Source organism: Anaerosalibacter massiliensis, from assembly GCF_024623155.1.
GTDB lineage: Bacteria > Bacillota > Clostridia > Tissierellales > Sporanaerobacteraceae > Anaerosalibacter > Anaerosalibacter massiliensis.
Genome location: NZ_JANJZL010000014.1, coordinates 16,636 through 29,443, shown reverse-complemented (window position 1 = coordinate 29,443; position 12,808 = coordinate 16,636). Strand labels below are relative to the sequence as shown.

12 protein-coding genes and 1 other annotated feature are annotated in these 12,808 nt (G+C 29.1%); of the genes, 11 read left to right on the top strand and 1 reads right to left on the bottom strand.

Annotation, left to right across the window (positions count from 1 at the left end; genetic code table 11):
* Nucleotides 1–12: 12 nt before the first annotated feature.
* The 4 genes from NSA23_RS14250 (at nucleotide 13) to thrS (ending at nucleotide 5,321) form a co-directional block, all read left to right on the top strand.
* Complete coding sequence (locus tag NSA23_RS14250) at nucleotides 13–759, top strand: DUF6873 family GME fold protein (protein ID WP_257490654.1); 747 nt, start codon at nucleotides 13–15, stop codon at nucleotides 757–759.
* Nucleotides 760–839: 80 nt separating this feature from the next.
* Nucleotides 840–1,676, top strand: coding sequence for a putative sporulation protein YtxC (gene ytxC, locus NSA23_RS14245; RefSeq protein WP_257490653.1), 837 nt, complete (start codon nucleotides 840–842; stop codon nucleotides 1,674–1,676).
* 91 nt (nucleotides 1,677–1,767) lie between these two features.
* Nucleotides 1,768–3,081: a histidine--tRNA ligase gene (hisS, locus tag NSA23_RS14240; RefSeq protein WP_257490652.1), complete on the top strand. Its 1,314-nt coding sequence runs from the start codon at nucleotides 1,768–1,770 to the stop codon at nucleotides 3,079–3,081.
* 72 nt (nucleotides 3,082–3,153) lie between these two features.
* Nucleotides 3,154–3,357, top strand: a binding site (T-box leader).
* Between the two features lie 53 nt (nucleotides 3,358–3,410).
* Entirely contained in the window at nucleotides 3,411–5,321 is a 1,911-nt protein-coding gene (thrS, locus tag NSA23_RS14235) for a threonine--tRNA ligase (protein ID WP_042683307.1), read from the top strand.
* 30 nt (nucleotides 5,322–5,351) lie between these two features.
* Here thrS and NSA23_RS14230 read toward each other — a convergent pair whose 3' ends face one another.
* The gene (locus tag NSA23_RS14230; RefSeq protein ID WP_042683308.1) at nucleotides 5,352–6,905 is read right to left on the bottom strand and encodes an ATP-dependent metallopeptidase FtsH/Yme1/Tma family protein; all 1,554 of its coding nucleotides are present in this window, start codon (nucleotides 6,903–6,905) and stop codon (nucleotides 5,352–5,354) included.
* A 167-nt stretch (nucleotides 6,906–7,072) separates the two neighbouring features.
* On the opposite strand from NSA23_RS14230, the gene pepV reads away from it, so the two are divergent.
* The 7 genes from pepV to NSA23_RS14195 all read left to right on the top strand — a co-directional run bounded on the left by pepV (nucleotide 7,073) and on the right by NSA23_RS14195 (nucleotide 12,754).
* Complete coding sequence (gene pepV, locus NSA23_RS14225) at nucleotides 7,073–8,470, top strand: dipeptidase PepV (protein ID WP_042683309.1); 1,398 nt, start codon at nucleotides 7,073–7,075, stop codon at nucleotides 8,468–8,470.
* A gap of 204 nt (nucleotides 8,471–8,674) precedes the next feature.
* Complete coding sequence (infC, locus tag NSA23_RS14220) at nucleotides 8,675–9,229, top strand: translation initiation factor IF-3 (protein ID WP_246119233.1); 555 nt, start codon at nucleotides 8,675–8,677, stop codon at nucleotides 9,227–9,229.
* An 18-nt stretch (nucleotides 9,230–9,247) separates the two neighbouring features.
* On the top strand, nucleotides 9,248–9,442 hold the full coding sequence (gene rpmI / locus NSA23_RS14215; protein ID WP_042683310.1) for a 50S ribosomal protein L35: 195 nt from the start codon (nucleotides 9,248–9,250) through the stop codon (nucleotides 9,440–9,442).
* Nucleotides 9,443–9,477: 35 nt separating this feature from the next.
* On the top strand, nucleotides 9,478–9,828 hold the full coding sequence (gene rplT, locus NSA23_RS14210; protein ID WP_042683311.1) for a 50S ribosomal protein L20: 351 nt from the start codon (nucleotides 9,478–9,480) through the stop codon (nucleotides 9,826–9,828).
* Nucleotides 9,829–9,930: 102 nt separating this feature from the next.
* Nucleotides 9,931–11,280, top strand: a complete 1,350-nt coding sequence (locus NSA23_RS14205; RefSeq protein ID WP_042683312.1) for a TrkH family potassium uptake protein — start codon at nucleotides 9,931–9,933, stop codon at nucleotides 11,278–11,280.
* Between the two features lie 15 nt (nucleotides 11,281–11,295).
* Nucleotides 11,296–11,952, top strand: coding sequence for a potassium channel family protein (locus NSA23_RS14200; RefSeq protein ID WP_042683313.1), 657 nt, complete (start codon nucleotides 11,296–11,298; stop codon nucleotides 11,950–11,952).
* Between the two features lie 4 nt (nucleotides 11,953–11,956).
* On the top strand, nucleotides 11,957–12,754 hold the full coding sequence (locus NSA23_RS14195) for a TrmH family RNA methyltransferase (RefSeq protein WP_042683314.1): 798 nt from the start codon (nucleotides 11,957–11,959) through the stop codon (nucleotides 12,752–12,754).
* Nucleotides 12,755–12,808 lie beyond the last annotated feature (54 nt).

Below are 12,808 nucleotides of genomic sequence, written 5' to 3'. Positions count from 1 at the left end.
GGAGGAGTTTAGATGACAAAAGAAAATCCATTCATACCATATAGAAAGGGCAATTTAGTTATTATAGATGGTAGAGTAAATGAAAATATAATTAATTTTTTAGAAAGAATGGATATAATGGCTATAAAAACTATTAAATGTGAAGAAGTTCATGAATCAATATCTTATCATCCTGATATTGTAATGCATCCAATAAATTACAATACTTTAATTGTAGCACCAAATGTTTTTGAATATTATGAAGAAAAGCTTTCTAGAACGGGTATACATCTTATAAAGGGTGAAAAGATCTTATCAAAGGACTATCCAGAAGATATTGCATATAATGTAGGAAGAGTTTATGGTTATGGAGTACATAATTTAAAATATACAGATGAAAAACTTCTTTTTTATTTAAAAAAAGAAGGAATAGATTTGATTCATGTAAATCAAGGATATACAAAATGCTCTATGGCAATTGTAGATGAAACAGCAATTATTACTTCTGACTACCCTATGTATAAAAAAATGATGGATTATGGTATTGACACATTATTAATTAAACCAGGATATATAGACTTGGAAGGGTTTAATTATGGATTTATAGGAGGTTGTTTTGGAAATTTATCCAATAAAGATATATTTATTTCAGGAAAATTAAGTAAACATCCTGATAAGGAGAGAATTTATAGTTTTTTAAAAAAATACAAAAAAAACCTAATTTTTTTAAGCGATGAAAAAATTATTGATATTGGTACAATAATTAGTTTATATTGTTAATATTGTAACTTTATTAAGAGTATATACTTATGTCAAAAACGTATACTACTAGTATTGTAAGAAAGAGAGGAGGGTTATAATTGTTATCTATTGGATTAAAAGAGAATAAAGTTCATATAGAAGATATAGTTAATAATTATGATTTTGGAGAAAATATTGAAATTAAAGAAGAAAAAATTAATGATAGATTTTTTCTGAAATTTTATAATGAGTATAAAGATGAAAATTTTTATAATAACTTATCTATATTTATAACTGAAATAATTATTGAATACTATTTAAAAGATATGATATTAAAAGAAGTTTTTATGAATTATGTTAATTTTAATAGGGAAGAAAAAATTGAAATTGTTCAGTTAGCTTATAAAAATTTATATAGTGAAGAGGGCATTACAAAGGAGAGAGAGTTAATCTTTAAAGAAGTATATGATTATATATCTGTTACTAACATGATGCTAATAGATGGTTTTGTAAGCTTTAGGTTGAAGTCTATGGATGAAATGATAAACCAAATTATAAAAAGAAGCATAGATGAGTTTTCAGCTGTTAAGGAATACAGGGAATTTATAAATATACTTCAGTATTTTGTAGATATTCAAGAACCTAAAATTGATTTGGTAAATGTGCTTATAGAAAATGGAGAATATAAATTATATGATAAGGATAATAATAAAATAGATGGCGATTTTTTAAAAGATATTATTAATGAATTGTCAGAAGATGGAATCAATAAAGAAGATATTTTAATAAGTTCTTTGATTACGATAGCACCAAAGCATATAATTATTCATGTAACTGAAGAACATAAGAATGATGAAATAGTAGATATAATCCAAAATGTATTTATGGAAAATGTTGATTTTTGTAAAGGATGTGAATTATGTAATATAACAGTTCCTCTCAATAAGAAAAAGTAAATAAAATTAGAATTTCACTTATATGCTTTGAAAGATTCAAAAAAAATGATATTATAAATATTAGTATAATAGATGTTTAGGGGGGAATACAATGGATAAAGAGAGAGTAAAACCTTCCATATTGCCAGGATTTATGGAACTATTACCTTCAGATCAAATTTTATTCAATGAAATGTTAGATATTATTAGAAAAAATTATGAGAAATTTGGTTTCTTGCCAATAAATACACCAATAATTGAAAAATCAGAAATACTATTAGCAAAAGGCGGAGGAGAAACAGAAAAACAAATATACAGATTTGAAAAGGGAAGTAATGACTTGTCTTTACGTTTTGATTTAACAGTGCCTTTAGCAAGGTATGTAGCTCAATACTTTCCTGAGTTAAATTTTCCTTTTAAAAGATATCAGATAGGAAAGGTTTATAGAGGAGAAAGAAATCAAAGGGGAAGATTTAGAGAGTTTTATCAATGTGATATAGATATTGTAGGTAATGGAAAATTAGATATTATAAATGATGCAGAAATTCCAAGTATTATGTATTCTACTTTTAAAGATTTAGATTTTGGTGATTTCACTATCAAAATAAATAATAGAAAGATACTAAATGGATTTTTTGAATGGCTAAATATAGAAGATAGAACTGGAGTTTTAAGGGCTATAGATAAAATCGAAAAAATAGGAACTGGAGGCGTCAAGAAGGAGCTATCTGAAATAGGTATAAATATGGAGGCTATAGATAAAATAATTGAATTCATACAGATAGAAGGAAAAAATGGAGATATATTACATAGCTTAAGGGATATGAATATTGATAATGAAGAATTTCAATTAGGGTTAGAAGAGCTTTCCTTAGTTGCGGATTATGTAAAATATTTTGGAGTACCTGATGAGAATATGGCTATAGATTTAACTATTGCAAGAGGTTTAGATTATTATACAGGGACTGTATATGAAACATTCTTAGACAATCATCCGGATATAGGCAGTATTTGTTCTGGTGGAAGATATGATAATTTATCTAAATACTATACAAAACAAAATTTACCTGGTGTTGGAATGTCTATAGGTCTTACTAGACTTTTTTATCAACTTAAGGAAGCAAAAATTATTGAAAGTAAAAAGGAGAGTTTGGTAAAAGCACTTATAATACCTATGGGAGATTGCTTAAAGGAAGGAATAGCAATCGCTAATAAGTTAAGAGATGAAGGAATTAATATACAAGTATATCTAGAAGAAAGTAAAATGGGTAAAAAATTTAACTATGCAGATAAATTAGAAATTCCTTATGTAATAATATTAGGGCCTGACGAGTTAAAAGATGAAAAAATAACAATAAAGAATATGAAATCAGGAGAACAAAAAATGTTTGAAATTGAAGAAGGTATAAGTTTTTTAAAAAGATAAGAAATAATGTTAAAATATATTGACAAAACATTAAATAATAGCTATAATATTTGATTAAGTAAAACTGTATATTTAAAAGCTATGAAGGGAAGAGTAGGCTAAATAATCTTTTAAGAGAGGGATTGCCTTGGCTGGAAGCAATTCTAAAGTATTATTAACTGAAAACCAACCCGAAGCTGAATCCTAACCTAGTAGGAAAGGATTTCCGCAATTTGCGTTATTTAACTTAAGCACCAATTAGGGTGGAACCACGTGAATAAACCTCTCGTCCCTATATTTTATAGGATGAGGGGGTTTTTTGTATTTAAAATAGAAATAGGAGGGAAATCATGGAAAATATAATTATTACTTTGCCAGATGGTTCAAATAAAGAATATGAAAAAGGTGTAACTGTATATGAAATAGCTAAAGATATAAGTCAAGGTTTAGCAAGAGTTGCTCTTGGAGCAGAAGTAAATGGAAAAACTTTAGGACTTAATGATACTATAGATGAAGATGCCAAAATAAATATTGTAAAATTTGAAGATAAAGAAGGAAAAGAGATATTTAGACATACTAGTTCTCATATATTAGCTCAAGCTGTCAAAAGATTGTATCCAGATACTAAATTAGCGATTGGTCCAGCCATAGATAATGGATTTTATTATGATTTTGATACAAAACATAGATTTACTCCAGAAGATTTAGAAAAAATAGAGAAGGAAATGAAAAAAATAGTTAAGGAAAACTATGAATTGGAAAGATTTGTTCTTCCTAGAGATGAAGCTATTGAATTTTTGAAAGAAAAAGATGAGCCTTATAAAGTTGAATTAGTAGAAGATTTACCTGAAGATGCGGTTATTTCTTTTTATAAACAAGGAGATTTTGTAGACCTTTGTGCAGGACCTCATTTAACTAATACAAAGCCAGTAAAAGCTCTTAAACTTTTAAATATAGCAGGAGCTTATTGGCGTGGGGATGAAAATAATAAAATGTTACAAAGAATTTATGGAACTAGTTTTACTAAAAAGAAGGATTTAGATGAATATTTAGATAGATTAGAAGAAGCAAAAAAGAGAGATCATAGAAAATTAGGAAAAGAACTAGGGTTATTTAGTATTCATGATGAAGGGCCTGGATTTCCATTTTTCCATCCAAAAGGAATGGTTCTTAGGAATATATTGGAAGATTTTTGGAGGGAAGAACATAGAAAGAGGGGTTATGGAGAAGTTAAAACTCCTTTAATACTAAATGAAGAGTTATGGCATAGGTCAGGTCATTGGGATCATTATAGAGAAAATATGTATTTTACAGAAATAGATGATAATGATTATGCTATAAAGCCTATGAATTGTCCTGGTGCAATGATCATATACAAGACAAATATGTTTAGTTATAGAGATTTTCCCTTTAGATGGGCTGAGCTAGGATTAGTTCACAGACATGAACTTTCTGGTACATTGCATGGTCTTATGAGAGTAAGAAGTTTCACTCAAGATGATGCCCATTTATTCATGTTACCTAGCCAAGTGAAAGATGAGTTAGTTGGTGTAATTGATTTAGCAGATTATATTTATAATGTATTTGGATTTAAATATCATGTTGAACTTTCTACTCGACCAGAAAATTCAATGGGAACAGAAGAACAATGGGAAATGGCAACTAATAGTTTAATTGAAGCTTTAAATGAAAGAAAGATAAACTATATAGTTAATGAAGGTGATGGGGCATTTTATGGACCTAAAATAGATTTTCATTTAGAAGATGCCATAGGTAGAACTTGGCAATGTGGTACTATACAATTAGATTTTCAAATGCCAGAAAGATTTGATTTGGCTTATATAGATAAAGATAATGAGAAAAAGCGTCCTGTTATGGTTCATAGAACTATACTTGGAAGTATAGAGAGATTTATGGGAATTCTTATAGAACATTATGCTGGAAGATTTCCAACATGGTTATCTCCAGTTCAAATTTCTATTCTTCCTATATCAGATAAATTTAATGATTATGCTTATGAACTTGAAAAATTATTTAAAGAAAATAATTTAAGAGTTGAAGTAGATGACAGAACTGAAAAAATAGGATATAAAATAAGAGAAGCTCAACTACAAAAGATTCCTTTTATGTTAATAGTGGGAGAAAAAGAAGTAGAAGGAAAGACTGTTTCTGTAAGGAAGAGAGACGAGGGAGACCTTGGTCAAATGAATATAGAAGACTTTGTTAAAAAGATAAAAGAAGAAGTAGAAAACAAAAAATAATTAAAATAGAGACCACTAGTGGTCTCTATTTTAAGTTGCATAATCTAATTTAGTCTTATACTCTTCAAATATTTTATCTAGTTCTTTGTTGTTAATAGTCTCTTGTTTCATAAGTAGATCGGATATTTGGAATAATATTATCTTGTTGTCTTCTACTATTTTGAGAGCATTTTTAAAACATTTATCCATTATTTTTTTTATTTCTCTTCTTATAATATCATAGTTATTTTTAATATAGTATTCATCTATGGAGATATTTCCTAATGTGCTCATTCCATAGCTACAAACCATTTCTTGTGCAATTTCTGTAGCTTTAGTTAAATCATCTTTTGCACCAGTAGTTATGTCTTTAAAGATTATTTGTTCTGCAGCTCTTCCTGCTAAAAGACCGGTGATTTTACCCATAAGCTCTTTCTGTGTATACAAGTATCTTTCTTCTTCTGGGAACTTTAAAACATACCCTAGTGCTTGACCTCTAGGTACTATAGATACTTTTTGTACCATGTCAGTTTTGAGTATTTTACTCACTAGAGCGTGACCTGCTTCATGAATAGCTATAGTCTTTTTTTCTTTTAGTAATACAGAAGGATTCTTAATTTCTAATCCAGCTAGAACTCTTTCAATAGCTTGATTGAAGTCTTTATTATCAATTTTATTTTTTTTATTTCTTACTGCAATTATAGCAGCCTCATTGGCTATATTAGCAAGTTGAGCTCCAGAAAGTCCATGCGTCTTATTTGCCAATTCTTTTACAGATACATTATTGTGAAGAGGCTTATTTTTAGTGTGGACTTCAAGTATTTTTTCTCTTGCATTTATATTGGGGTTACCAACATAAATATGTCTGTCAAATCTACCTGGGCGGAGCAATGCTTCATCAAGTAAATCTAATCTATTAGTTGCTCCGATAACTACTACTGTTTCGCTAGTATTAAACCCATCCATTTCTGATAAGAGTTGATTTAATGTTTGATCTTTTTCGTTGTTTGAATCCAAATTTCTTCTTGCTCCTATAGCGTCTATCTCATCAATAAAAATAATGCTAGGTGAATCTTTCTTTGCTTTTTCAAATAAACTTCTTACTCTTTTAGCTCCTACTCCTACATATTTTTCAACAAACTCAGAACCACTAGCATATAGAAATGTAGAGTTTGTTTCTCCTGCTACAGCTTTTGCAAGAAGAGTTTTACCAGTTCCAGGAGGGCCATAAAAAAGTATTCCCTTTGGTATTTTAGCACCCATCTTTGTATATTTCTGTGAATTATTAATAAAATCAATAGTTTCTTTAAGCTCTTCTTTAATTTCCTCCAAACCAGCTACATTTTTAAATGAAATATCAGTTTTGTTATTATTTTTTTTACTTCCTTCCTTATCGCTACTTAATGCTAAGGGAGCTAATTGTGGGTCTGAATCTAATTTTAGATAATAAATAATAATAATAGTTGTAACTGTCCATACTATGAATCTATCTCCATTTGTAATTCTTTCAAATCCAGATGCAGAGAAATATTTATCATAAAAAAGGATTGTTGAAAGAATTACGCTTAAAATAGCTACTAAAAGTATTATTTTTTTCTTTTGCAAACTATCCCCACCTTTTATATTTTGCTAATAATAGTTTAACCATTTAGCTTTTTTATATAAAAAAATTTACTCTATTGTTGAAGGAAATATTTTGAAAAGGTATAATTGTTATAAGAAGTTTAATTTTTAATAAAAAACGTAAAATAAAGAATTGGGAGGGATTTTTTATGGATTTTATTGAATTGGTTGAAGGCTATAAGGATGATATAGTCAAATCAACACAAGAATTAGTTAGTATAAAAAGTGTTGAAGGTGAACCCAAACTAGGAATGCCTTTTGGAGAAGGTCCATATCAGGCTCTTAAACATGTACTAGATACAGCTAATAAGATGGGATTTAAAACAAAAAATTTAGATGGATATGCAGGTCATGCAGATTTAGGTGAAGGAGATGAAACTGTAGGAATATTAGTCCATGTAGATGTAGTTCCAGAGGGAGATGGATGGACATATCCACCTTATGGTGGGGAAATTCATGATGGAAAAATTTTTGCGAGAGGAACATTAGATGACAAAGGACCTGCTATAGCAAGTTTATATGCAATGAAAGCATTGAAAGACGCTAATGTTTCATTAAATAAAAAAATTAGAATAATATTTGGAACTAATGAAGAGACAGGATGGGGTTGTATGAAATATTATTTTAAGCATGAAAAGGCTCCTGAGATGGCTTTTACACCAGATGCAGATTTTCCAGTAATACATGGAGAAAAAGGTATTATAGCTTTTGATCTTGTAAAGAAAATAAAAAACGATAGTTGCGAAGGTATATCTATAAAAAGCATAAATGGTGGTAATGCAGTTAATATGGTTCCAGACTATTGTGAAGCGGTGATTGAAACAAAAAATCTAGATAATATAGAAACTAAACTTGAGGAATTTAAGAAAAAAACTGACTATAACATTTCTATAGAAAAAAAGGATGGAACGATTGTAGTAAAGTCTAAAGGAGTTTCAGCTCATGGTAGTACTCCAGAAAAGGGAGAAAATGCTATTACTTATTTAATGTTGTTTTTGGAGGAAATAGTTGATTGTAATTGTGATATTTGTGATTTCATAAAAATATATAATGAAAAAATAGCATTGAAGCATCATGGAGAAAGTATAGGATGTGGACTAGAAGATGAAGTTTCAGGAAAACTTAATTTTAATCCTGGAGTTATAAAAGTTGAAGATGACGAAATTAAATTATCAATTAATGTAAGATATCCTATAAAATCTAGTGCGAAAGATGTGTATAACGGAATTAGAGAAGAGTTAGAGGGAACTGGAATAAAACTTTTAGAAGATGAAGGAGAAATGAAACCCATCTATGTACCGAAGAATGATCCACTAGTTGAAAAACTTATGAAGGTTTATAGAGAAGAAACTGGGGACTTGGATAGTGAACCTATTACTATTGGTGGTGGAACTTATGCTAGAGCTATGGACAATGCAGTAGCTTTTGGACCAGTATTTCCAGGTCAAAAAGAAGTTGCTCACCAAAAAGATGAATATATCTCTATTGAACATTTAATGAAGATGACAAAAATATATGCAAAAGCATTATATGAGCTAGCAAAATAAAATAAAAAACTAATTGACAAAGTAGACGAATTAACCTATACTATTAATTAGTAAACTTAATGTTATGTAAATTCAAGAAGAAGTATCCGCTTCTCACCTTATAGCTAAAGCTCATAGGGTTACAATTTAGTTATTAGTAGGTATGTTTATACTTATTTTAATATTTTGTATTTTTATTTTGAAAGAAAAGCGGATATCTGTATTGTGTATCCGCTTTTTATTGTTTTAAATTTTAGGAGGTGGCGTAATATTAAAGAGCTTCAAATTAATGAACAAATAAGAGAGAGAGAAGTTAGACTCATCGATGTAGATGGTGGGCAGGTGGGAGTAGTTCCTATTAAGAAAGCAATAGACATGGCTTATGATAAAAAGCTAGATTTAGTCAAAGTAGCTCCTAATGCAAAACCACCAGTATGTAGGATAATGGATTATGGCAAATATAAATATGAAATGGCAAAGAAGGAAAAAGAAGCTAAAAAGAATCAAAAAGTGATCAATGTGAAAGAAATAAGACTAAGTCCTAGTATTGAAGATCACGATTTGAATGTAAAAGCAAGGCAAGCAATAGGATTTTTAAAAGATGGAGACAAAGTTAAGGTGAGTGTTAGATTTAGAGGAAGAGAAATGGGCCATAAGGATATGGGTAGAGAAGTTCTAGGAAAGTTTACAGAAATAGTTTCAGAAGTTGGAGCTGTAGATAAAAAGCCTAGGATGGAAGGTAGAAATATGGTTATGTTTCTAGTTCCGAAGACAGAATAGATAAAGGAGGTAATTTATATGCCAAAAATGAAAACTCATAGAGGAGCAGCAAAGAGATTTAAAAAAACTGGAACAGGTAAATTAAAGAGACATAAAGCTTATAAAAGTCATAAGACTGGAAAGAAATCACCAAAGAGGATAAGAAATTTAAGAAAACCTGCAATAGTAAGTGATGGAGATTATAAGAGAATCAAGAACTTATTACCTTACTAAAATAAATTTATATAGGAAGCAAGGAGGTAGCTGACATGGCAAGAGTAAAGAGAGCAGTAAATGCAAAAAAGAAACATAAAAAAGTTTTGAAACAAGCAAAAGGATATTATGGTGCTAAAAGCAAATTATATAGACCAGCTAATGAAGCAGTAATGAAATCATTAGACTATGCATATACAGGTAGAAAACTAAGAAAAAGAGATTTTAGAAAGATGTGGATTTCAAGAATAAATGCTGCTGCAAGACTAAATGGAATGAACTATAGTACATTTATAAGTGGATTAAAGAAAGCTAATATAGATATAAATAGAAAAATGCTATCCGAAATGGCTATAAACGATCCAGAAGGATTTTCAAAACTAGTAGAAATTGCAAAAGGTATGTAAAATAAAAGTTCCGATTTCGGAGCTTTTATTTTTTCTTAACTAGTAGCTATTAATTGTATTTAAAATAATATTTTTAGTACCTTATTTTCAGGAGATGGTTAAATGAACATTTTGAAAAAGAGGCTTAAAGAATTAGAACTTAATCCTCCAAGGGTTTTAGCCTTAGGATTTGCTGGATTAATCCTAATTGGCGCTTTATTATTGAACCTACCTATTGCTTCAAAATCAGGAGAAAGCATAGGATTTGTGAATGCTTTATTTACATCTGCTTCATCTGTATGCGTAACTGGACTTGTTGTAGTGAATACAGGAGAGTATTGGTCACTATTTGGTCATATTGTAATAATATTTTTAATACAAATGGGTGGATTAGGTTTTATGACTTTAGCTACACTAGTAGCATTGATACTAGGTAAAAAAATTACTCTAAAGGAAAGACTAATAATTAGAGAACAACTTAATCAGGAAACTATGTCTGGTTTAGTTAAACTTACTAGGTATGTGATTTTTTCTACATTTGCAATAGAAGGAATAGGAGCCCTTGTGCTTTCAACACGTTTCATTCCAATATATGGGCTTGGTAGAGGAATATGGTTTTCTATATTTCATTCTATTTCTGCATTTTGTAATGCAGGATTTGATATTATGGGTAATAGTATAGTACCTTTTGTAGGAGATATAACAATAAATTTAACTATAGCTTTCCTTATAATTATTGGAGGATTAGGTTTTTCTGTATATATAGATATATCTAGAAATAAAAGATTTAAAAGATTCTCCTTACATTCAAAGCTTGTATTAGTAACTACTTTTATACTTATAATAGTAGGGATGATATTATTTTATTTAATTGAGTGGAACAATCCAGAAACTTTACAGACATTAAATACAAAGGAAAAAGTTATTTCATCTTTCTTCCAATCTGTAGTTACAAGAACTGCAGGATTTAATTCTGTAAATATGTCAAAGATAAGAGATACTACAACATTTATTATGATAGTGTTAATGTTCATTGGAGGTTCACCAGGCTCAACAGGAGGAGGTATAAAAACTACAACTTTTGGTGCAATATTTTTAACAACTTTTTCAGTAATAAGAGGAAGGAATGATGTAGTAGCTTTTAAGAAAAGAATTCCTCAAGAAATAATATATAGAGCTTTATCTATAGCAAGTATAGGACTATTTTTGATAGTTATTGTTTCAATGATATTAACTATCTCTGAAGAGGCAAATTTTCTAGATTTATTGTTTGAAACTACATCTGCATTTGCAACAGTAGGTCTTACAAGAGGAATAACCCCAGATTTAACTAGTTTTGGAAAAGTGCTTATAACAATTATGATGTATTTAGGTAGGGTAGGTCCTTTGACAATGGCATTTGCTTTTGCTAAAAGACAGAAGAATATAAAAGAAAATTATAGATATTCAGAAGAAAATATATTTGTAGGTTAGAAGGGAGATAATAAAATGAAACAATATGCAGTTATTGGATGTGGACGTTTTGGTGTAAGTGTCGCAAAAACCTTATATGATCTTGGCAATGATGTATTGGCAATAGATAGAAACGAAGAAAGAGTTCAAGAAGCTTCTGAATTTGTAACCCACGCTGTTCAAGCTGATATAATGGATGAAAATGTATTAAAAGAATTAGGTATTAGAAATTTTGATGTAGTAATAGTAGCAATTGGTTCTGATTTAGAAGCTTCTATATTAGCTACTTTAATTGCAAAAGAGTTGGGAGTTGGATTAGTTATAGCTAAAGCCCAAAGTGAATTGCATGGTAAGGTACTATTAAAAATAGGTGCAGATAAAATAATTTTTCCAGAAAGAGATATGGGTATAAGAGTTGGACATAATTTAGTTGCATCAAATATTTTAGATTTCATAGAACTTTCTCCAGACTATAGTATTATGGAGATAACTGCAATTCCTAAATGGGAAAATAAAACATTAAAACAGCTTAAATTGCCTACAAACTATGGACTAAACATTATGGCTATTAAGAGAGGAGATTATATTAATGTTTCTCCCTATGCAGATGATAAGATTTTAAAGAATGATATATTAGTAGTTATTGGTAGTACTGAAGATATAAAGAAGATAGAAAAAAGTTCGGGTGAATGATTAAATGAAAAATATAAGTAGTTCTTCAAATCCAATTATTAAAAATGCAAAAAGCTTATATAGAAAAAAGGAAAGATGGAATAAGAAGCTTTTTTTAATTGAGGGAGTAAAGATAGTTGGAGAATGTATAGAATCAGGTATTGAACCTATTTATATCTTGTTTTCTGATGTATTGTTTTCAACTACTGGTGGTGAAAGATTATTTAATAAGATAAAAAGGTATGATGAGAAATTAGTAAGACTTCCTAACAAATTATTAAAAGATATTTCAGATACAGAAAATCCTCAGGGAATATTAGCTATTGTGAAATTTAATATTTTAGAATTAGATATACTTTTTAAAATGAAAGATAAATTTTTTATTATGTTGGATGAATTACAAGACCCAGGGAATATGGGAACAATAATAAGGACTGCTGATGCTTTTGGAGCAAGTGGAGTAGTTGTGACTTCAAATTGTGTAGATATATACAATCCAAAAGTTGTACGTTCAACTATGGGATCTTTATTCCATGTTCCTATAGTCTATATAGAAGATAAATTGCAAATTATAAATAAGCTTAAATCTAAAAAGATACAGGTATATGCAACGTCTTTAGAATCAGCAAATTATATTTATGATGTGAATTTTAAAAGGGATTTTGCTTTGATAATTGGAAATGAATCTAAAGGAGTATCAGAAGAGATATTAGCTTTAGCAGATGGAACTATTAAAATTCCTATTATAGGTAATGCAGAGTCTTTAAATGCAGCTATAGCATCGTCTATAATAATGTATGAGGCAGTTAGACAGAGAAGCTAATATTTCTTGTATTTTATGATATCTAATGCTATAATTTAATAAAACAGTTGAAAT